20 protein-coding genes are annotated in these 22532 nt (G+C 46.2%); 11 read left to right on the top strand and 9 right to left on the bottom strand.

Annotated elements, in window-relative coordinates; genetic code table 11:
• The first annotated feature begins 117 nt into the window (after positions 1–117).
• Positions 118–1062, top strand: coding sequence for an NAD(P)-dependent alcohol dehydrogenase (locus V7S65_RS10070; protein WP_336388360.1), 945 nt, complete (start codon positions 118–120; stop codon positions 1060–1062).
• 82 nt (positions 1063–1144) lie between these two features.
• On the opposite strand, the gene V7S65_RS10075 is transcribed toward V7S65_RS10070, so the two are convergent.
• Positions 1145–2044 (bottom strand): helix-turn-helix domain-containing protein, encoded by a 900-nt coding sequence (locus V7S65_RS10075; protein WP_336388359.1) that lies wholly within the window; start codon positions 2042–2044, stop codon positions 1145–1147.
• A gap of 263 nt (positions 2045–2307) precedes the next feature.
• On the opposite strand from V7S65_RS10075, the gene V7S65_RS10080 reads away from it, so the two are divergent.
• Positions 2308–3030: an SDR family oxidoreductase gene (locus V7S65_RS10080; protein ID WP_336388358.1), complete on the top strand. Its 723-nt coding sequence runs from the start codon at positions 2308–2310 to the stop codon at positions 3028–3030.
• Between the two features lie 72 nt (positions 3031–3102).
• Here V7S65_RS10080 and V7S65_RS10085 read toward each other — a convergent pair whose 3' ends face one another.
• The 4 genes from V7S65_RS10085 to V7S65_RS10100 all read right to left on the bottom strand — a co-directional run bounded on the left by V7S65_RS10085 (position 3103) and on the right by V7S65_RS10100 (position 5180).
• Positions 3103–3525 (bottom strand): putative quinol monooxygenase, encoded by a 423-nt coding sequence (locus tag V7S65_RS10085; protein WP_336388357.1) that lies wholly within the window; start codon positions 3523–3525, stop codon positions 3103–3105.
• Positions 3526–3542: 17 nt separating this feature from the next.
• Positions 3543–4202 carry a carboxymuconolactone decarboxylase family protein gene (locus V7S65_RS10090; RefSeq protein WP_336388355.1) on the bottom strand — a complete coding sequence of 220 codons (660 nt, stop codon included), beginning with the start codon at positions 4200–4202 and terminating at the stop codon, positions 3543–3545.
• 82 nt (positions 4203–4284) lie between these two features.
• Positions 4285–4455 (bottom strand): hypothetical protein, encoded by a 171-nt coding sequence (locus tag V7S65_RS10095; RefSeq protein WP_168771370.1) that lies wholly within the window; start codon positions 4453–4455, stop codon positions 4285–4287.
• 125 nt (positions 4456–4580) lie between these two features.
• A complete protein-coding gene (locus tag V7S65_RS10100; protein ID WP_111578383.1) occupies positions 4581–5180 on the bottom strand; it encodes an NAD(P)H-dependent oxidoreductase in 600 nt (199 codons plus the stop codon).
• Positions 5181–5544: 364 nt separating this feature from the next.
• Between V7S65_RS10100 and V7S65_RS10105 the strand changes: the two genes are divergently transcribed.
• From V7S65_RS10105 to V7S65_RS10120, 4 genes are all read left to right on the top strand, one after another.
• A complete protein-coding gene (locus V7S65_RS10105; RefSeq protein ID WP_336388354.1) occupies positions 5545–6225 on the top strand; it encodes a hypothetical protein in 681 nt (226 codons plus the stop codon).
• Between the two features lie 150 nt (positions 6226–6375).
• Positions 6376–6693, top strand: coding sequence for an ArsR/SmtB family transcription factor (locus V7S65_RS10110; RefSeq protein WP_079472186.1), 318 nt, complete (start codon positions 6376–6378; stop codon positions 6691–6693).
• A 28-nt stretch (positions 6694–6721) separates the two neighbouring features.
• Complete coding sequence (locus V7S65_RS10115; protein WP_111578386.1) at positions 6722–7189, top strand: SRPBCC family protein; 468 nt, start codon at positions 6722–6724, stop codon at positions 7187–7189.
• Positions 7190–7219: 30 nt separating this feature from the next.
• Positions 7220–7741, top strand: coding sequence for an SRPBCC family protein (locus V7S65_RS10120; protein ID WP_079472187.1), 522 nt, complete (start codon positions 7220–7222; stop codon positions 7739–7741).
• Positions 7742–7838: 97 nt separating this feature from the next.
• On the opposite strand, the gene V7S65_RS10125 is transcribed toward V7S65_RS10120, so the two are convergent.
• The gene (locus V7S65_RS10125) at positions 7839–9113 is read right to left on the bottom strand and encodes a hypothetical protein (protein WP_336388353.1); all 1275 of its coding nucleotides are present in this window, start codon (positions 9111–9113) and stop codon (positions 7839–7841) included.
• Positions 9114–9200: 87 nt separating this feature from the next.
• On the opposite strand from V7S65_RS10125, the gene V7S65_RS10130 reads away from it, so the two are divergent.
• Positions 9201–9626: an acyl-CoA thioesterase gene (locus V7S65_RS10130; protein ID WP_336388352.1), complete on the top strand. Its 426-nt coding sequence runs from the start codon at positions 9201–9203 to the stop codon at positions 9624–9626.
• Between the two features lie 108 nt (positions 9627–9734).
• On the top strand, positions 9735–12020 hold the full coding sequence (locus V7S65_RS10135) for a glycosyl hydrolase family 95 catalytic domain-containing protein (protein WP_336388351.1): 2286 nt from the start codon (positions 9735–9737) through the stop codon (positions 12018–12020).
• A 42-nt stretch (positions 12021–12062) separates the two neighbouring features.
• Here V7S65_RS10135 and V7S65_RS10140 read toward each other — a convergent pair whose 3' ends face one another.
• Positions 12063–12803 carry a hypothetical protein gene (locus V7S65_RS10140; protein ID WP_336388350.1) on the bottom strand — a complete coding sequence of 247 codons (741 nt, stop codon included), beginning with the start codon at positions 12801–12803 and terminating at the stop codon, positions 12063–12065.
• Positions 12804–13002: 199 nt separating this feature from the next.
• On the opposite strand from V7S65_RS10140, the gene V7S65_RS10145 reads away from it, so the two are divergent.
• The 3 genes from V7S65_RS10145 to V7S65_RS10155 all read left to right on the top strand — a co-directional run bounded on the left by V7S65_RS10145 (position 13003) and on the right by V7S65_RS10155 (position 18800).
• A complete protein-coding gene (locus tag V7S65_RS10145; protein WP_079472192.1) occupies positions 13003–14193 on the top strand; it encodes an ankyrin repeat domain-containing protein in 1191 nt (396 codons plus the stop codon).
• Between the two features lie 4 nt (positions 14194–14197).
• Positions 14198–15538: an ankyrin repeat domain-containing protein gene (locus V7S65_RS10150; protein WP_336388349.1), complete on the top strand. Its 1341-nt coding sequence runs from the start codon at positions 14198–14200 to the stop codon at positions 15536–15538.
• A 127-nt stretch (positions 15539–15665) separates the two neighbouring features.
• Positions 15666–18800 carry an AsmA family protein gene (locus V7S65_RS10155; protein ID WP_336388348.1) on the top strand — a complete coding sequence of 1045 codons (3135 nt, stop codon included), beginning with the start codon at positions 15666–15668 and terminating at the stop codon, positions 18798–18800.
• Between the two features lie 17 nt (positions 18801–18817).
• On the opposite strand, the gene V7S65_RS10160 is transcribed toward V7S65_RS10155, so the two are convergent.
• Both V7S65_RS10160 and V7S65_RS10165 read right to left on the bottom strand, forming a co-directional pair.
• Positions 18818–21241, bottom strand: a complete 2424-nt coding sequence (locus V7S65_RS10160; protein WP_336388347.1) for an ABC transporter permease — start codon at positions 21239–21241, stop codon at positions 18818–18820.
• A gap of 134 nt (positions 21242–21375) precedes the next feature.
• Positions 21376–22530: a TlpA disulfide reductase family protein gene (locus V7S65_RS10165; protein WP_336388346.1), complete on the bottom strand. Its 1155-nt coding sequence runs from the start codon at positions 22528–22530 to the stop codon at positions 21376–21378.
• Positions 22531–22532 lie beyond the last annotated feature (2 nt).

Here is a 22532-nt window from a genome sequence, read left to right on the forward strand (position 1 = left end):
GGGAAACGATCATCTCAATGTTATCAATGTTCCTGCGCTTTGTAAGCAGGTCGTTATAATCCATGGTGATCTGATCATCTTTTTGAATAATAAATTACTAAGAAAAATACTGAATCTATGAAGAGAATAGTCTATGACAAATACGGTAGTGTCGACGATTTACATGCTGTGGAAGTAAATAAGCCAATTCCCGATAAGGAGCAAATTTTGATTAAAGTAAAGGCAGTTTCTATTAATCCTCTTGACTGGAAGATTTTAATGGGTGAAGTAAAACTGGTGTCAGGTAAGAAATTCCCAAAATCTGTTGGCTGCGACTTCTCCGGCACAATAGAAAGTATAGGCCAGGACATCCAAAAATTTAAAGCAGGAGACGACGTATTTGGCGTAATAAATCCTTTTAAAGAGGGTGTTCTTGGAGAATACATCCTGGTGAATGAAAAAGAAATTGCCAGGAAGCCAGCGAATCTGTCATTTGAGCACGCTGCTGCAATACCAACGGCCGGTCAATCAGCTTTACAAATGCTCACTAAAAACGTTAACAGCATCGAAGGGAAGGAAATTTTGATAAATGGCGCATCTGCCGGAGTAGGTATGTTTGCTATACAGATCGCTAAAAGCCAGGGGGCGATTGTTACGGCTGTGTCAAGCGCAAAAGGACATCATCTGTTAAAAAAATGGGGCAGTGATTATGTGATTGATTACAACAAAGAAGAGGTGACGAATCTAAAAAAGCAGTTTGATGTTATCATTGAACTGTCTGCAAAATTACCTTTCAGGAAAGTTAAAAAGTTGATGAAGCCGGAATCAACTTATATTACCGTCATTCCTTCGCTATGGAATTTTGTGCACTCATTTTCAAATAATATTGTATCAGGAAAGAAATATAAAATTCTATTAATGAAATCAGATACAGAAAGTTTGAATCGATTGGCAAATGATGCATTAAAAGGTATCGACATCCACATTAGCAAGACCTACCCAATGTCAGATTATAAGGAAGCTTATAAAACTATCATCAAAGAGGGAGCTTTAGGTAAAGTCGTTTTTAATATCTTATCTTAAAAATGTTTGTCTACTTGTTAAATTTCTTTTGACATGCCCGGGCCTCGGGAAGCAAAGTCTGAGGACCTCTTGCATCTACCAGTCAACTCAATGAACTCCGGTATTCATTGGGTGAATGCCCGACATGCTGTTTAAAGAAACGGGTAAAATGTGAGGGATACTTAAAGCCAAGCTTATAAGCAACTTCGCTTACCGATTTGCTTATATCAAGTATCTGTTCTTTTGCGGCATCAATCAGTTTTAGCTGTATGTACTCCAGCGCTGATTTCCCAGTTTCTTTTTTTACCAGATCTCCGAAATATTTTGGAGATAGATTGAGCTGTGCTGCACAATACGAAACGGAAGGCAATCCCAGGGTTTGCAGCTTTTCCGATTGGAAGTAATCGTTCAGTAATCCCTCAAATCCGGTCAATACATCTTTATGAATATGTTCTCTTGTGAGAAACTGCCGGTCATAGAACCGAACGCAATAATTCAGGAACATTTCGATGTTACTAACGATCAAAGTCCTGCTGTGCTTATCAATAGTGTGAGCTAATTCATATCGTATCTTGTTAAAACACTCCAACACGATTCCCCTCTCTGCATCCGACACATGAAGTGCTTCATTTGCACTGTAAGAGAAAAAACTGTATTCGTTAATGCATTTGCCAAGGTGGGTACCACGGATCAAATCGGGATGAAAGACTAATGCCCATCCTGATGGCTGTATCATGTTTTCACTTTCTTCAAATCCAAATACCTGTCCGGGTGCAATAAAAAGAAGCGTTCCCTCTTCGTAATCATAATGATTACGGCCATATTTTAACTCCCCGCATTTCTCGTCCTTTAAAAAGATCATGTATACATCGGTAATATAACGTGCTTCTTTTACAGGCGTCGACAGCGACTGATCAAGAACGCTTACCAGGGGATGCAGGGTCTTTTGCCCCCGGTCGTTATTGACCTGAGCCACACTTTCAATTCTGAGAGGTTTACCCATGACTTCGGTTATTTGAAGTAAAATTAGATTAAGTATTTCAAAAATTCCTTCAGAACTATGCCTGAACAGACATAATGGTAAGAGAAACAGGATTCTGTATAACAACCTGATGTAAAAATATGAAGAACTTCGTTCTACTTTGTATGGCGCCGGTTAAAAGTATAGTATTGGGTGAAGTGATAAGAATTGATAAGGGGCTTTCTAAAAAATACTTCGGAATAATGAATAGAATTCTTTAAGAAATATTAAATATAAACAACCCAATGAAATTATCAAACAACAAAATTTTAATCACCGGCGGAGCTACCGGCATCGGTCTGGGATTGACTGAAAGATTTATTCAGGAAAATAACCAGGTTATTATTTGTGGAAGAAGGAAAGAAGCGCTGAAAGAAGTGTCTGACAAATTCCCGGCAGTAATCACAAAGGTTTGTGACTTATCTGAGGAATCCGGGCGTACTGAACTTTATCACTGGATTGCTGAACATCACAGTGACTTGAACGTATTGGTAAACAATGCAGGTATTCAAAACTGGATGGATATTTCAGATAAAAGTTTTTATGATAAAGCAAAAAGTGAAATTCAGATAAATGTTTTGGCTCCGTTACATTTGACTTCACTCTTCGTCGAGCTCAAATCATTGGACACTGTCATAAATGTAACTTCGGGATTGGCATTTGTGCCGCTTACAAAAGTTCCCGTTTATTGCGCCACAAAATCTTTTTTCCACTCGTTTACCATTTCACTGAGACATTTGCTGAAATCAAGAAATATAGAGATCATTGAATTGATCCCACCTGCCCTCAACACTGATCTGGGCGGCAAAGGACTGCACAGCGAGCACCCTTCCGTAGATGATTTTATTAAGGCAATATTTCAACAACTGGAAGAAGGCAAAAATGAATTAACTTTTGGATATAGCGAGATCCTATCGAAAGCAACACCAACTGAAATACAGGGAATGTTCAAAAGAATGAACCCATAAGGTTAATTCAACCGGCATGCCTAATCTTGCCAGTCAGAAAACCTTTACCCAGCGGACTTACCGGTACCGGTATTATAATTCTGGCTGCTTTGCACTTCCGATGAGGTTAACATCTGTCAGTTCCAGTTTTCTCACCATGTTTTGCACGGTAGTCTTGTACTCTGTAAAGTGGGGTGTTGCAATATGTTTTTGATAGGCTGCGCTGTCAGCGTAGATTTCCAGTATAGTTATTCTCCAGGGGGCTTTTTTGTCGGCGACTGCGTAATAGGTCAATACGCCAGGTTCCAGGCGGACAGCGGTTTGCATCTGCTTTTTCAGCGCTGCGTTATAATCATTGAGTTGTGCCGGATCCACTTCAATTTTGGCAAGACGGATCATCCGCTTATCTGTTTGTGCCTGGGCATATTGAACAGAAAGAAATAACATCCCGTAACAGCCAAGTATCCTTAACGATGCCTGAACTGTTTTTCTGTAAACATGATTGCTGATTTTCATAGATGCAGTGTTAATCTTTATTTAGTGGCTTTGAGCTTAGTCAGTACTGTACGGCCGGCATCTGCCTGCTGTTTCCCGATGTTGTTTTCCAGTAAGCCCAAAACTTGTTCCAGTTGTCCTTCCGTAAGCCCTACATTCATACCCATGCCTAAATGTGCCTGTAACTGCGCTTCCAGTCCGGGCAGGCTCGCGAGTACCGCGATCGTTGCCAATTCCCGCTCCTGATAAGTTAGTACGCCCCGTCCGAAGATGTCGGCAAACAGGTGCTCTTTCAAAAAAGCATCAATACCGGGCGCAAAAGCATTGGCCCCGGTGAGCTGACCACTCACCGGCCTGCCTGTTAAGGTTTCCAGCATTTTCCTGCCCATCTCGTATTTGGTTTCATTTGTACCGGTGACTGTAACCGGTAACTGTCCTTCCGGGTCCTTAATACCCTCTGATTTCCGTTTCTCCAGTACTGACATAAACATGGTAATGCCATTAAGGCTACGCGGAAAACCACAGTAAGCATATAACTGTACCAATTCTTCCCTGATCTGATTGATGGTCAATCCTGTATCAAGGCCTGCATTCAGGGCATTCTTCAATCGTGCCATATTACCGGTTGCAGTAAAGGCGGCAATTAATACGATATGCTTGTGGTGTGGATTAAATTCGTGGTTTTGCTGTGCATTCATAGTAAGACCTGTAATTGTTATCAGAAGTATTCCAAAGTTTCATCCAGCTTTAGCTGAGTAATACAAAGCTCGGGAGGAAATATTAGCCTGTGGTTATACAGACTCCTGTAATACTTACCATTATTCCTGGTTGTGATGTTATACCGGTATTGATCAGGCTGCCTTTGTTCACCGTCCGTTTCTCCCATTTACGGAAAGCGAGCGATACTTTTCCCGAACTGATTCCTTCCAGGTGTTCCTGCTTAAACAGCATGCAGTTAATTTTAAATAAATTTACTTCAATCAAACCAAAGCAGGTACATAGTTGTTATCACCTTCACAAAAAAAAGACCGGCAGATGGAATAACTGCCGGCCGTATTTTTCATTATTTTTTTTAATCAGACAACTACACTCTCCAATCCTTTTTGCAATGCAGTTTCGCGCAACTCCGGCAAACTCACTCCTTCCACCCGGAAAGTGGTAACGTCGTGTACTCCAATAAATCCAAGGATCCATTTCAGATAAGGTTCTGCATAATCCATTGCCTTCATCGGCCCTTCAGAAAAAACACCACCGGATGCAATGGCCAGGTATACCTTTTTGTTTTTCAATAACCCTTCGGGATGACCGGCGCCGTAACTGAATGTTCTGCCGGCGCGCACAATATGATCAATCCAGGCTTTCAGCGCAGAGGGGATGTTAAAATTATAAATAGGCACACCGATCACAATAATGTCTGCAGCTTCCAGTTCAGCGATGGCTTCATCAGAGTGTTGTATGGCCGTTTTATAGGCTTCACTTTCGTTTTGCGGAGGAGCGAAAAAAGCCGTGAGATGTGACTCTTCCAGGTGCGGATATTTTTTCTTTACGAGATCCCGTTGGGTTACCGTGCTGCCGGGATATTGTGTCTTTAATTTTTCGATGATGGCGCTGCTCAGTTGTGTGCTGTTGGATGCAGCACCCCTTGCGCTCGAAACTATTTCCAGTATCTTTTTCATATTTTTTTTTACTGATGATGATATTGCAAAACTATCCATCTTTGCATTCGCTTTACCCGGAGTATGCTAAAGGTTACCAGTAACCTTTGGGTTAGCGCAGCCGCCAACAGCAAGAATTTCCGGGGAAGATTTTACCAGACGCCCGGCACAGACAGGAAATTATGCGAAGCAATAAAAACCACGCTGGAAAAAACGGCCTTCATGCGAGTGATACACTGTTCGGGCAGTTCAGCGTTTCCGTTGCGTTTTACATTATAGCAAAGCCGCCTGCCTCTTTACCACGGAATTAAAAAATACCTGCTTCCGGGTATTTTAATATAAACAGGCACCCGGTAATTTTGCAGGTGGAACCATCATCTTAATTATGAAACGTATACTTACTTTTAGCTTCCTGATTTCCGTTGTTTTGTTTTCCTGCAGTAAGGATGAAAAAGCAAAAGGCCCAAGCAATGAAGAAATCCTGACAAAGAAAATTGCGGACATCATTCCGCAGAAATATCTTGACACTTTAAAACTATTGGGACTGAATGTTCATGAGGGCGTGAATCCACCGAATGTAGAAGGCACCTACAAGATCGCACCGCATAAACTGGATAGCAGTAATGTTCCGGGCGACCGGCCAGGCTCGTATTTCAGTGATGCATTGGTAACTTTCTCCGAGCAGAGTACAACAGATTACAGCATTAAGCTCACCGGTAAAAATTTCCTGAGCTACGCCGATACCAGCATTGCCACCGCTATTTCCGGCTCCGGTAACAACTTTACGGTATATGGCAAAGTGAAAGCCGTAAATGGTACTTACTCTGCTGTATTCGCCCTGGTTTTTACCGGTACCAAAGAAGGAAACGACCTGAAAAACGTACGGGTAGCCATTATCAATATTGATAACAGTCGTGGCGGCAGTGGCATCTTTATCCAGGAAGGTACTGGCCGTATCGGCTTTGATGAAGACGGTACCTCACCAAAGGTAGCTGAAAAGTCGGCCCCTGAAAGCGGCGGACGCAGCGCATTTACGAATACATTAGGTCATTTCCTGCAACAATAAAATAAACACAACTGAAAAATGAAAGGTGGCTTTATAGCCACCTTTTTTTTGTGCCCCTACCCCTGCGCCTGAAAAAAAATATTTGCTAAACCGAATGGTTATATATACTTTTACTAAACCAAATGGTTTAGTATTTTAATTTATACCGGAATGAAAGCAAGAAGAGATGTGTTCCAGGCGATCGCAGACCCGACAAGACGCGCTATTATTGGTTTGCTGGCCCAGCAAACGCTTACCCTCAACACGGTAGCGGATAACTTCAACATGAGCCAGCCGGCCATATCAAAACATATGCGCATCCTCACGGAATGCGGACTGGTGATCATTGTAAAACAAGGAAGAGAAAGGCATTGCACCGCCAGTTTTAAAGCATTGGAAGAAGTGGAACAGTGGGCTGCACAATACCGCCGGTTCTGGACCAGCCGGCTTGATAAACTGGAGCAACTATTGGACGAACCCGAATCATAGCTGTTTATTCATCCTAAAATATTACACAATGGCAAGCCATGAAACACCCTGGGTAGAAGCCCAGATGCTGATACGCAAACCGGTATCAATAGTATTCAATGCCTTTATTGACCCCGATGTTACCAGGCATTTCTGGTTCACAAAAGGCAGCGATAAACTGGCGGTGGGAAAAACAATTACCTGGGAATGGGAGATGTACCAGGTATCTGCCAAAGTAGAAGTAAAGGAAATCATACCCAACAAAAAGATAACCGTAACCTGGAACGAACCTCCTACTACTATCGACTTCCACTTCCAGACAGTAGATGATCATTCCACTTATGTGGTTATTAAAAATTATGGCTTCACTAAAACCGGTGATGAACTGTTGCGTGCAATCAACGACAACACCGGCGGATTCACCACGGTACTCGATGGCCTGAAAGCCTACCTGGAACACAATATTAACCTGAACCTCATCGCAGATAAATTTCCAAAAGGTGTAGCTACACACTAAAATAATTATCACCCTTCTAAATTAAAGGACATGGAAAAAACAGGACAGATCCTCTCTCCCGGCACCATTCGTTTTGAACGCAGTTTGCCCGGCCCTATTGAAAGAGTATGGGCCTATCTTACTGAATCCGAAAAGCGCGGCAAGTGGCTTGCCAGCGGGCAAATGGACTTATTTGAAGGCGGCAGTGTTCATCTGCATTTTCTTCACCAGGAGCTAAGTCCGCTTCCTGATACTATTCCTGAAAAATACCGCGACATGAAAGATGGTCATCATTTTACAGGCAAGATATTAAAGGTGGAACCGCCACGCCTGCTGGCATTCACCTGGGAAGGCGGATCGGAAGTTACAATGGAGTTATCTGAGAAAGATGACCGCGTGTTATTAACGCTTACGCACCGCAAACTGGCCGACGACGTAAAAACCCGCAGCAGCGTGGGCGGTGGATGGCATACACACCTGGATATTTTAATCGCCAACCTCGAAGGCGTCACACCTCCCCCGTTCTGGAGTACACACACCAGGCTGGCCGCAATATATGCTGATATGGTGTAGACTTCCATCTTCGCCCGCGCTTCATATCGCAGATCTGAAGCAGCGTGGCGTAGCCACCACTCCCGGTGAACGGCTGCGTTTCTGTGCCGTTCACCTTTTACTCCAGTACCAGCCGGATCTCATTATTCCTTTTCATATCGGTGCTAAGGTTCAGCGTTTTTGATTCTTTCCCAAACCGTATACGCAACTCCGCCGTATTTGGCGGAATGGAGCCCAGGTTATCGGCAGTAAACAATAGTATGTTCTCACCGGGCTGCAGCCGGATAGCAATTTGCTGTACGGCTTTTTTTACGGGAAAGCCTGTAACTACCCACTGGCCGTTCAAACGCAGGGAAATGCTGTCGCCGTCCTGTATGCGCGTATCTTTCAATTCCAGGATAATATCGGCGGTGCGAACCGGTATAGTGGCTACAGGCACCGCTGTTCTTTTGATCACGTTACTGGTAATGGTGTCTGTATTGTTATCAGCAGCAGCGCGATAAATATTTGCTACCAGGAAGGTGGCCCAGGCATTGGAGCGGTCGCTGAAATCAAATCCGTACGGTCTACCGTTAATGGTAGTACGAATACGGCCGGTATTGGGCGGAAGCCCGCCGTAGTTATCTGCAAACAAAACAAAGTAGTTCCGGCCGGTGTCCAGCCGTGCTTTCAGATGACGGTTATGATCATTGATCTGCTCCCTGGCAAAGATCGTGTTGCCGTTGTGGAGCAGCGTAATGGTATCTTCATCATATTTCTCCTGGTCTTCTATCTCCAGGGGAATCTCACTGTCTTTCGCTACAATGCTGTCGTAAATACCAAAATAAATCTGGTAGGTTTCCGGGTGCATGATCCGTTGCACGCTGGAATCGGGCAGTGGCTTATTCCCGGCTTTTGTCAGTTTAAAATCCCCTCGGTACAGGAAGTCGCGCAAAGCTACTTTGGACTGTTCGTAAATTTCATCGTCGTCCTCTAATCCGCGCATCCAGAAGCTGGCTTTGTTGATCCACATGCGGCTCAGTGAAATACTGTTATCCTTGTAATTCATGGTACCATTGAGGTACCACATCCAGATGCCGAGCTTATACGGCGTTTCCTTCAACGGATATTTGTTGCGGCCTATTCCTAACTGCCCGTCGTTTTTCTTTGCGAGCAGTAATTCATAAATACCAGTAAACTCTCCGTATTGCAAGGTGATCACCGCAGGGTACAATACACCTTGCTGCGCCTCGCCAATATGCAGTTGCATGGTGATAGGTGTCCGGTTTCCCCATGGGTGAAGGGCTGCTTTCCAGATGCCGGTCCATTTATCAGTTTGCGCGCCGGCAGTGTTGAGGATGGTGGTTAACAACACAATGAGTAAAAAGAATTTCAGTTTCAATATGGTCATCATTATTTATGATTCACAATTTAATACTATTTTGGGCGTGTAACAGTGCGTTGAATGCGCCGTTGTAAAATAACCAAATTTAAACAGATAATGGAATACACAAAGGAATACGTTGCAAAAGAAGAGCATATCGATGTACAGGATATTATGGATGGACTGTATTATCCTTTCTACATGGAGTATTGCCGGCACGACTATATCCGCGAAATACTCGGTTTTGATTTTGAGGAGCAGGCCAGGAATGGTGTTTATATGGTTTTATCAGGTTATAAGATTCAGTTTTTAAGATCACTGAAGAAGGGAGATCAGTTCACGGTTACCTGTACGTTGTTTGCGGATCCGTCCGGCGGGCCGCGACTGCATTTCAAGCAATCGATCCTTCTCAATGGAAAGGTGATGACCAAAGCGGTTTTTACAGGCACCTGTATCCCGGCATCCGGAGGCCGCCCTTATTTACCGGCAGCTGTTGTAGAGAAAATAGCGGGCGCACCGGTGATTGATAGCTCGGAAGTGTAAACCTGGAGATATAAAAAGCAAAGCGCCCTCATAACGAAGGCGCTTTGCTTTTTTAGTTTAAAGTATTAAATTGTTTGTGCTATAGTATCCTATTATTAAACAGAACAGATGAACAAACTCCTTGCGGCACTGTCGCTTTCGCTGCTGGCATTAACCAGCGCCGGCCAATCTTCCCAACATGATCTGCAATTTAGTCAACTGGCCACCCGCTGGGATGAAGCCATACCACTTGGCAATGGTTTGCTGGGTGCGCTCATCTGGCAAAAAGATGATCACCTGAGACTTTCGCTGGACAGGGCCGACCTCTGGGACATGCGTCCCATGAAAGGACTGCATCGCAAAGAATTCAGCTACCAATGGGTAATAGACCAGGTTAATAAAAAAGACTACAAACCCGTTCAGCAATACCTCGATGCACCTTACGACCAGGAAGCCGCGCCTTCAAAAATACCGGGAGGTGCGCTGGAATTTGACACCAGGAACTGGGGCGCCGTACAATCTGTTCATCTTACCCTTTCCAACGCAGTATGTGAAGTAACATGGGCCGGCGGCGCACGCATGAAAACTTTTGTAGACGCCGTAAAGCCGCTGGGATGGTTTCGTTTTGAAAATGTAAACGCTGATTTTGCACCGCAACTGCTGGCTCCTCAATACCAGGGCGCGGTGAAAAATGTAGCGGATCCGGTGGGCGGCGACGACCTGTCCAGGCTCGGCTACAAACAAGGCAGCATCCGGCAAACCGGCAACAGCATTACCTATCAGCAGGAAGGCTGGGGCGGATTTAAATATGAAATCAATGTACGCTGGAAAAAAATAAACGCTACTACTATAGAAGGCGTGTGGAGTATTTCCTCACAATATCCCGGTAAACCGGTTAATGAACTCGCCGCAAAGGTAACCGCCAAAGCCGCTGCCAATGATTTCAACAAAGAACTGGCAACGCATAGCAGCTGGTGGCAACACTTCTGGCATCAATCCGCTATTCGTGTGCCGGATACCTTACTCGAAAAACAATGGTACCTCGAACAATATAAGTTTGGCTCCGCCGCCAGAAAAAATGCGCCGCCCATTTCCCTCCAGGCCGTATGGACCGCCGACAACGGCCGCATTGCGCCCTGGAAAGGCGACTACCACCACGATCTCAACACCCAGCTCAGTTACTGGCCCTCCTATAGCGCCAATCACCTCGAAGAAGCAATGGGATATATTAATCACCTCGAAGCCAACAAAGCAAATTATCAACGTTATACCAAAATGTATTTTGGAGCAGACGGTCTTGCTGTACCAGGCGTTACCACGCTGGATGGCACTGAAATGGGCGGCTGGATCCAGTACTCGCTCTCTCCTACCGTTTCGTCGTGGCTGGCCCAGCACTACTACCTGCAATGGCGCTACAGCATGGATAAGCAGTTCCTGAAAACAAAAGCCTACCCCTGGATAAAAGGCGCCGCCTCATTCCTGGAAAATATTACCGTTAAAGACAACAACGGACACCGCAAACTGAAGATAAGTTCAAGCCCCGAAATAAACGATAATAGCCTGGATGCCTGGTTCCTGCAAAATACCAACTACGACCTGGCGCTGATGAAATTCACTTTCAGCAAAGCCGCAGAACTGGCCACCGTACTGGGATTGAGCAGCGAGGCCGCGCACTGGAATAACATACTTTCGGAGTTTGGCGACTTCTCCCTCTCTCCCGGCAATGAACTGATGTTTGCGCCCAGTATGGCGTATAATCAGTCGCACCGCCACTTCTCCCACATGATGGCCATTCATCCGCTGGGACTGATCAAATGGGAAGATGGCGCCAAAGCACAAACGATTATCAAAAACACCATACACCTGGCGGACAGTATCGGGCCGGATTACTGGTGCGGCTACTCCTACGCGTGGATGGGCAATATCAAAGCACGTGCGAAAGACGGCGCCGGTGCGGCGAAAGACCTTCAAACCTTTGCCCGCGCCTTCTGCTCTGTGAATAGTTTTCACCTGAACGGCGACCAAACCAAATCAGGATTGTCGAAATTCCAGTACCGGCCATTTACACTGGAAGGTAATTTTGCCTTTGCCGCAGGACTACAGGAAATGCTGCTGCAAAGCTATGCCGGCTTTATAGAAATCATGCCCGCCATACCAGCCGCATGGAATAATGTATCATTCGAGCAATTGCGCACAGAAGGCGCTTTCCTGGTAAGTGCAAGGAAAGATGGCGGACAGGTGGATGAAGTAAAAATTGTTGCGGAAAAAGGCGGACAAACCCGCTTAAAGCTGCCGTTCAAAACTTTCTTTGCTGCCAGCAATAAAGGATTTGTAATAAATAGTACGGAAGATGGATTCCTTTCTCTCACGGCTGTTCCCGGAGCGGTGCTGGTGCTGAAGAATGGATATGAGTAAGATAGTTGCAGGGCTACGGCTAACAATGTTAGCGGTAGCCCATCATTGAAAAAGGATATTATTCCTGCGGCTTTTGTTAACCGGATGTTCTATTTCCCATTTCTCGGAAAAATATTTACCACACTCTTTGAGATATTTATAATACAGGTATTCTGTTTCAAAACTCAGCAGCAGTTCATAGCTGGGCCTGTATTCTACCATGAAAACCTCCAGCGCCGGCGATTGCAGCCCGGTGATCTTCTTTACCAGTGCTTTATTAAAACGGTGATCGATGTACTTCTCGCGTTCTTCCCGTTCCAGGAAACGCCTGAAGTTTTCCATCCGTTTAATTTTTTTCATGCTGAATAGCGCATCCAGGTTAATGCCGGCGCCCATTCCACTGCCGCCACTGGTAAGGTACTCCGGCGAATAGTCAAACACTTTGCGGTATTCGTTGCGGAACTCTGCAGAATCCTGCCCGTAGCTGCGCGGCCGCGCGGCGGATACTTCTACTTCACGTAAAGAATGAATATCTACATGCAGGCTCATGTCGAACGTGCGGTTAACCGGGATCTCTTTTACGGCAAATTTCATAGTGGCTTTCCCCTGGTAGGAAAAACTGATAGAATCACTGACAGGCAATATAATGGTGTAATGACCCGCGGAATCAGTAACAGTACCTGCGCCGGAGTTGCTCTTCACACTTACGCCCGCCATCCCGAAACGGGCCGTACGGTCGTATACAGTACCGCGAACCCGCACCTGCCCGGTGGACACCAGGTGAAGCGAGACGAATACTATCAATATAAATATCCTTTGTAAAAATTTGCTCATTTCCATCTCAATCTAAGACAGGATAGAAACATAAGCAAGCGTGGCCTCAATTATTAACAATTTTCTATGTTTTAATGATGCAGGTTGCCATGTTTTGCTATTAGCAATCCTATCGTATATTTGGCAGGAAAATTGACCCAAAGCACCCAAAAAAAAGTAAACCAGGCTTATGTACGAAGTAAACCCACTGACAGATGCGCTGAAAAGAGGCAACCTGTCGGCAGCAAAAGAACGGATCGATCAAGGTGAAAAATTACCCAAAGACCTTTCATCTTACGACAAAAAACAAATCTATGATACACTCATCAGGGCTAAAGCCTTTGAACTCATCGATACCCTGGTAAAAGACCGGATCATAGAAACGGATATTTATGAGTATGAAAAATTTGATGAGACGATCTTCCCCAGCCTGTTCAGATACCTGGGCACTGAGCCGGCAGACCTGGACTTTCTTACTTCCTTCGTTGGAAAACTGGATAATATTAACGATGCCCTCCAGGATAAAACACTGTTAAGTGTTGCCTTTGACAACTCCGCTCCCATTGAACATATTAAAATACTGGTAGCCGCTGGCTGTAATGTTCATTACAAAGATAATTACGATCAAAACTACCTGTATAAGATCGTCCGTGAGTATGCCATCAAGGAAGATAAAGGCGTGGCTTACCTGGAATATCTTATCGGCGAAGGATTAGACCCCAATGCAGGAAATATTGTACAGGAAACGCCACTGCATCTGGCCATCAGTAAATGGCAGGAAAAATATATAGACCTGCTGCTGCAAAACGGAGCAGACCTGAATCAGCCGGGAAAGGACGGCGAAACAGCTTTCTATGCGGCCATTGTACACCAGGTATGTAATGCAGAACGGTATGAAAAGCTGGCGGCCTATGCTCCCGTGGATTTCGATATTGCCAACAAAAACGGGGAAACCGTTTTTTGTGGCGCTATGCGTATGCGCAGACAAGGCTCTCCATCGGAAGTACAGCTGCTGAAAGCATTGATCCGCGACGGCGCCGATATTTACCAGACCTCTCCCTACTATGCAAAAGACAAAGCAGCGCTGGACTGGATCGCGGAACACGCTGCAGATGTTTTACAGGCAGTGCTGGAAACAGGTGCGATAGAAATTGACCGCCGGGATAACGAAGGCAATACCCTTCTTCATAAAGTATGCGCCTACAATGTAAACTATGAACAGGAAGCGGCCAGGCAACTTTACCGCAAGGCAAAACTGCTGATAGAACACGGGGCAGATGTAAATGCCACCAACGATCTCGATCAGCGGCCAATAGACCTTGCCGGTCAGGATAACCTGAAATCAAAAACAGTAGAGTTACTTTTAAAAAATAAAGCGTAGTACCATGTCCATGTCTTTTATTATTGCCTGTGAAAGCGGCAAACGTAAAATAGCAGAAATTTTACTTGCCAACAACGAGGTAGATGTAGCCTATACCGATGAGAAAGGAAGGACTGCCCTGCATTACGCTGCGCATCACGGTTACCTGGATATAGCAAAGCTGTTGCTGGACGCCGGTGCGGATCTCGACTACGAAGATCATAACGGGGAAACACCCTTCTACTTTTCCTGTCTGCAAAAACAAAAACAAACCGCGCTGTTCCTGCTGGAAAAAGGCGCCCGCATTGATATCAACGATCTCCAGGGAAACAGCCTGTTACACCTCACCGCTAAAACCGGTCAGAAGGAACTGATAGAAAAACTCCTGGAAAAAGGCGTTACTGTTGACCTGGAAAATAACCAGGCCGAAACACCTTTGCTCATTGCCTCCGCCTGGCGCAATAAAGAAGTGGTGCAAACGCTCATTGATCATGGCGCGGATGTGAATACCACCAATAAAGCCGGCGACAGCCCCCTCATAGTAGCGGTGCGGTCCAAAAACCTGGCAATGGCCGATGCGCTGATTCAGAATAATGCCAACGTAAACCATACCAATCACGCGGGGGAATCGGCACTGCTGATCGCCTGCTATGATACCAACCGGGCACTCACCAACCTGCTCGTACAACACGGCGCCGATGTGCTGATCACTTCTAAAAATGGTCTTTCCCCGATCTGGTACGCCTGCGCCAATAATCAAAAAGAGATCGTCACCCTTTTCCTGGATAAGGGCATTGATGTTAATTTCAGTCAGCCGCTCTCCGCAGATACCGCCAGTATGAACAGCTACCTGGATTGGGTGGAAAGCGCTTCCAGTCTTTCTATGGACAGCGCCTTCACCCTCAATCACACTTATAGCTACGGTGGCGAAAGCCTGTTACACGTAGCCGCTAAAAACGGCCATCTCAGCATGGTAAAGCTGTTGCTGGAACGCGGCGCCAATGTAAATATCCAGGATGAATCAGGGAATACCGCCCTGCATTACGCCGCTTCCAATGGTAAAAAGGATATCGTAAAATACCTGCTGGAACAACATGCAGATGTATCTGTTGTTAATACTAAAGAACAAAAGGCCATTGATTACGCCTCTATAAAAGGCTATAATGAAATTGCCGCCCTGTTGCTCAGTTATAATTCTCCCGAAGCAAAAGTCCCGAAAAACGAGGCAGCTCCGGCCAGTGCGCCTGCCGGGAAAAGCATGGCAGATAAGAAACAAGCCTTACTGGATCTGAAAGAGCTGCTGGATGCAGGCATTCTTTCTGCCGCTGAATTTGACGAAGAGAAGGCGAAGATATTAAAAGGGTAATTCCATTCCGGCGCTCCTTCCACCAGGAGCGCCTGTTGTTTCCGGAGCATCGCCCAATTTAAGCGGGCTCATAAAAAATAACTACCTTTAGCGCGTAACCATAACCGCTATATATCTCCGGAACGCCATGCGCAATGCTTTCGTAAAAAAAACAGCTATAAAGACATTGAAAATTATTTCAATATCAATTGCTGCAATCTTTCTTTTATTGTTCTTGCTCCCCGTTCTTTTTCCAACGGCCATCTCCAATAAAATAAAAACATGGACCAATAACAGCATTACCGGGGATCTGAACTTCTCCCGCGCGCGGCTGTCGTTTTTCAACCACTTCCCCTCGCTGACGCTTACCCTTTACGATTTTAGCTTAAAGGGCGCCGCTCCTTTTAAACAGGATACCCTGATAGCGGCCAATGAGGTGGCACTTGGCGTGAACCTGGCCAGCATCTTTTCCAGCGCCATTAACATCGATGAAATTTACCTGACCCGCGGAGATATCCATGTACTGGTAGATGCGGAAGGACATCCCAATTATAATGTGTACAAATCCGCGCCAGCCACCGCCGCCAGCAAGGCCGACAGCGGCAGCGCCTCCCTGAAAATAGAACGCATACAGCTGGAAAACTGCAACATCATTTATGACGACCAGTCCCTGCCCATGTACATCCAGGCCAAAGATGTGAACTATACCGGTAAAGGCGATCTGAGCAAAGCGCAGTTCGACCTGCACTCACGGGTACGCATCGGCGCCTTTGACCTTACCTATGCAGGTACCTCCTATATCCTGTCGAAGAAATTAAATGGAGAACTGATCACCAAGATCAACACCAACTCCCTTGACCTGATTTTTGAGAAGAATGACCTGAAGCTGAATGAGCTGCCGGTACGACTAAACGGCTCCTTCGGATTCCTGAAAAACGGCTACCGGATGGATTTCCGTCTTAGTTCGATGGAATCCAGTCTACATGCCATTTTCAGCGCACTCCCCGCCGAATACGTGACCTGGATGGATAAAACAGACATCCAGGGAACTGCCGATGTGAATGCCAGCCTGATCGGGCAATACATCGCGGAAACCAACACCATGCCCGATGTAACCTTCAATATGAAAGTAAGGGAAGGTGTCATCACCAACGATAAAGCCCCTGCACCCATAAAGCACCTCTTTCTCAATTTCCAGTCGAGACTGCCACAACTCAATATGGATAGTCTTTATATCAATGTGGATTCCATCTTCTTTAATATTGATAAAGATTATTTCAGCTCCGTGATCCGTGTACAGGGACTTACCACACCAGACATTCACGTAAAACTGAATACCGACATCGACCTGGAAAAATGGAACAAGGCAATAGGCGGACAATCTTTCGACATGAAAGGCAGGCTGCAGGCGCACCTGCAGGCCGATGGCAGGTATGCCAAAGGCGTTGTATACCGCGGCTTCCGCAAGCAGGCGGATACCGTGATCACCAGCGTTCCCGCATTCAGCCTGAAATCCACCCTGCGGAATGGCTACTTCAAATTTACATCCATGCCGCAGGCGCTCAATAATATCAGCTTCAATGTGGACGCCGGCTGCCCGGATAACGACTACGCACATACGTACCTCAACATTGCCGATATCAATGCGGATATGCTGAGTAACTATATCAAAGGTTTCTTCCGGCTTCACAATGCCCAGGAACCGGTGGTTGATGCACAGCTCGCGTCTGTACTGCACCTCGGCGATATCAAACAGTTTTATAAAATGGACAGCCTGGATGTGACCGGCGATCTGAATATCAACATCGTCACCAAAGGCAGTTATGTACCGGCAAAAAGACTGTTTCCCGTTACCACCGCCAAACTGGCTATGAATAACGGTACCGTACAAACGAAATACTACCCCCATCCTGTTCAGAAAATAAATGTGGATGCCACCATTACCAATACCACCGGCACCATGCGTTCTTTACAGGTAGATCTCAAACCGGTAGCCTTTGAGTTTGAAGGACAACCCTTCATGCTAAAAGCCGATCTCAATAACTTTGATGATCTCCGGTATAATATTACTTCCAACGGTATCATCGACCTCGGCAAAATATATAAGGTGTTTGCATTGCGGGGCTACGATGTACAGGGCTTTATAAAAACCGACCTCTCGCTGCGCGGCACGCAAAGCGACGCCACCGCCGGCAGGTACAGTAAATTAAACAATAAAGGCTCGCTGGTGGTAAAGAACATTATTCTAACCGCCGAACTATTCCCCCTGCCATTCAATATTAAAAACGGTGTTTTCCGTTTCGACCAGGACAAAATGTGGTTCGATCAGTTTAATGCCAGCTATGGCAAATCGGTTATTACACTGAATGGCTTTCTCAGCAATGTAATCGGTTATGCTACGCTGAAAAATCAAACCCTGCATGGTACATTCGATCTGAAAAGCAACTACATCCTGGTGGATGAACTGATGGTTAACGGTGACACGAAAACCACCGGCAAACCCGCCACTACGCCCAGCGGCGTTGTAATGGTCCCCGCCAACCTGGCGCTGGTACTGAATGCAGCCGTGAATAAAATAAACTTCCAGGGCATCGCCATCGACAGCTTCCGCGGGCAACTCAATGTAGACAGCAATAAAGTACGCCTGAGCAAAACGGGCTTCTCTATTATTGGCGCACCGGTAGAAATGGAAGCCACGTATGTAAGTATTCAGCCTAAGAAAGCCACGTTCGACTATCACATCAACGCAAAAGAATTTGATATAAAACGGGCATATAACGAAATAAAGCTCTTTCATGATATCGCCTCTTCCGCTGCCAGCGCCAGCGGCATAGTGGGGCTCGATTACCAGCTTAGCGGCAAGCTGGATGAAAACATGCACCCGGTGTACCCTTCTCTGAAAGGAGAAGGCGTGCTGTCAGTAAAGAAAATAAAGATGAAAGGCTTTAAACTGTTCAATGCTGTGAGCAGCTCCACCGGCAAAGATGATGTGAAAGATCCCGACCTCTCTAAAATAGATATTAAGTCGACCATCAATAATAATATCATCACCATTGCCAGAACAAAGATGCGGGTTGCCGGCTTCCGCCCCCGCTTTGAGGGACAGGTTAGTCTTGACGGAAAACTGAACCTGAAAGGCCGCCTCGGACTGCCGCCGTTTGGCATCTTCGGTATACCCTTCAACGTTACCGGCACGCAGAGCAATCCCAAAGTGCAGCTACGCCGGGGTTCCGGAAAAGATAACCTCGACGAAACGGCCGATCCTGATGAGACGCAAAATTGAGGATGCGCAAGTTATTTTTAAGACCGTAAGCTTTTAACCGGGTTGGCCAGTGCAGCGCGGATAGCCTGGAAACTTACTGTAAACAGGGCGATCATAACCGCCAGTAACGCGGCCAGTCCGAAGATCTGCCAGCTAATAGTAATACGGTAGGCGAAATCCTGCAGCCAGCGATGCATCACCCACCAGCCCGCAGGAAAAGCAAACAGGATGGAGATCATCACGAGTTTTAAGAAATCCTTCGACAACAGGTTTACGATATTGGTGGCGGTAGCGCCTAATACTTTCCGGATGCCTATTTCACGGGTACGCTGTTCTGCGGCATAAGCCGCCAGTCCGAATAACCCCAGGCAGGCGATGAAGATGGCCAGCACCGAAAAGGACAGGGAAATTCTGCCCATCCTGTTCTCCGACTTATAGAGTGCATTAAAATCATCGTCCATGAAAGAATAGCTGAATGGCTGGTTAGGAACTGTTAGCTTCCATTTTTCTTCCATCTGCGCAATCAGCTGCGGAATATTATTGCCCTTAATGCGGAGCGCCATACTGCCCCGGTTATCGCGGAGAAAAAGCGCCAGCGGCGTTACCTGTTCCCGCAGGGAATTGAAGTTAAAATCTTTCACCACGCCTACAATCGTATAGGCATCCATTTCCTTGCTCTGTGCGTCATCACGGAATGCATATATCTTTTGGTTGAGCGGATCTTTAAGTCCCATCAGCCTTGCAGCCGATTCATTGATCACTACCGCCTGCGAGTCTGTAGGAAAATCTTTCGAAAAATTCCGGCCCTTTATGACTTTCATGCCCAGTACAGGAATATACTGATCGTCTACCGACCATGTTTGCATAGAGATCGCGCTTTCCTGGTCAGGGATTGGTTTCAGGAACAAAGGATTATCATTGCGAAGAGATGAGGTGGGCAGATAGGAAGTCATAGTAGCTCCATCCACACCGTTCATTCCCAGTACATCCTGTTTGAAGGACCTGGCATGGCCACCCAGTGTATGCGTGTTTTGGATAATCATCACCTGCTCCCGGTTAAAGCCGAGTTGTTTATTACGGATATAGCTTAGCTGATTGTAAATAACCATTGTGCCTACAATGAGGAATATGGAGATACTGAACTGGAATACCACCAATGAATTACGTAACATGCCCGTCCGGAAACCTGCCGCAATAGTACCTTTCAGCACCAGCACCGGCCGGAACGCAGAAAGGAAAAAGGCAGGGTAACTGCCGGCGAGCAATCCTACCAGGACAGCTATACCCGCCAGCGCAGCCATCAGCCAGGGCGTAGTCAGCAACCCGATGCTCATTTCTTTACCCGCCAGCTCATTGAAATAAGGCATTAACAGCCATGCAATACCCAATGCGATGATTAAAGCGATAAAGCTGATCAGCATGGATTCTGTGATAAACTGCACAATCAGTTGCGTGCGCACAGAACCCAGTACTTTACGGATTCCTACTTCTTTTGCACGGTTGGCGGAACGCGCCGTAGAGAGGTTCATGAAGTTAACGCATGCAATCAGCAGGATGAACATGGCGATGGCGGAAAAGATATAAACGTACTGGATGGAACTGTTGGGACTCAGCTCATATCCTTTGTTACTGTATAAATGAATGCTGGTGAGCGGCGTAAGACTATACCGGATATAGTTTCCTGTTTTCAGGAAATCTTCCATAGATGTATTCATAGCAGATCCTATCTGTGGCGCGATATATTTATCGACCATCTGGTCCAGCCTGGCGGGCATTTTCCCGGGGTCTGCTCCTTCTTTTAAAAGTATATAGGTATTGAAATTATTGCTGAGCCAATTGGAACTCCGGCTTTCTTCCGATCCTGCCAGCGAAGCAAAGAAATCGAACTGCAGATGCGATTGTCCGGGCAGTGCTTTCAATACGCCCGTGATCTGGAAATTAACGCTGTCATTGATGAGCAGGTTACGACCTACCACATCGGTGCTGTTGAAATATTTGCGGGCCACCTTTTCCGTTACCACTACGGTATTGGGTTGCTTTAATGCCGTGGCCGGGTCGCCGGCTATGAGGGGTAGACTAAACACATTGAACAAGGTGGGGTCTGCATAGATCACCTTTTCTTCTTTTATATTCCTGGCATCCAGGCGAACCAGGAAGCCGCCGTAGTCACGGAAGCGGACGGCCTGCTCTACTTCAGGCAGGTCTTGTTTAAGCGCTTCCGCCATTGGTGCGGTGGCGGTGGCCACATCATAACGGGTGCCTCCAAATTTAATATCCGCATCCACGCGGTAAATACGGTCTGCCTGTTTATTAAACCGGTCGTAACTCAGCTCATCGAGTACGTAGATCATGATGAGCAAACAGGTAGCCAGGCCGATGGCCAGGCCCAGGATATTGATCGCAGAAAATTCTTTGTTCTTCCAAAGATTACGAAATGCAACCCTGAAATAACTTTTAAACATAAACGAAAATTTACCGGTTAAGAAGTGGAAACGGATGACCAAAGAAAGCGCCAATTCGTTAATCTATTCATAACCAGTTACCTACAACTATTTAAATCACATTTATTGTCCGCTTCCGGACAGTAATTGTTCAATTATAAACTGCCTTGTTTGTTCTCTTTAAAGATCCGTGCAAGTTCTTCCTGGAGGTGATCTTCCCGGAGATTTTGCGCAATGATTTTACCGGAGGGATCGATCAGGAAATTAGCGGGAATGGAGCGGATGCCGTATTGTTGCGCCACCACATTATCCCAGCCTTTGAGATCCGACACCTGTGGCCACGTCAGCTGGTCACTTTCTATGGCCTTCAGCCAGGCGTCTTTCTGGCCGGGCATGTCCAGCGATACGCCCAATACAGTAAACCCTTTCTCTTTGTATTTATTGTAGGCTTTCAGTACGTTGGGGTTTTCTTTCCGGCAGGGGCCACACCAGCTGGCCCAGAAATCAAGCAATACATAGTTGCCCCTGAACGAGGAGAGCTTCACGGCTTTGCCATCGGGAGCGTACTGTGTAAAGTCGGGCGCCAGTTTGCCCATTTCTGTATTTGCCCTGGAGGCGAGTAACACCGGGATTCTTTTTCCCAGGGGAGAATTTTTCAGATGAGGGACCAGGCCTTCATATGCCTTCCCTGCTGCTGCGGCCATTCCCGGATGGGCGGCTGCCTGGGTAAGACTCACCACGCTGAGATAAGATGCCGGGTGCTTTTGGGCAAACTCCAGGTGAATCTGGTACGACTCTGTAAGCAGCTGGTTTTCGCGCGCTACGAAAGCATCATATACTTTTTTGTCTTTCTGTTGGGCTTCCGGCAGCGCTTCAAATTCTTTTGTCAGCGCGGCAAACTGTTCATCATTTTTTTTCAGCATGGACCGAAGCACCGCCTGCTGATCGTTTACAGGCGAGCCTTTGATCACAATGTTCTTCAGTGAATCCCGGGATTCCACGGTAAAGGTGGCGGGTTCCAGGTATAGCCTCACGTAGTCCATTTGCTGGCCGGCTGCCAGTCGCTGCACATAGGGATTTTGATTAAGGAATAAACTGGTGTAAACCGGGTATTCCAGTTTTCCCCTGAAAACAAAGCGGCCATCTGTCACCATGGTGGAATCTGTGATCCGTTGATCTTCCACCTGGTAAACAAGATAAATTTTGTCGCCATTATGCAAACCATCTACCTTTCCGTTCAGCTCAAAGTGATCCTGGGCCTGGAGGGAAAGAGGATATACACCGATAAGCAACAATAATAATTTACGCATAG

Origin of the sequence: Chitinophaga sp. CCNWYY40 (assembly GCF_037483205.1) — a bacterium.
Taxonomy (GTDB): domain Bacteria; phylum Bacteroidota; class Bacteroidia; order Chitinophagales; family Chitinophagaceae; genus Chitinophaga; species Chitinophaga ginsengisegetis.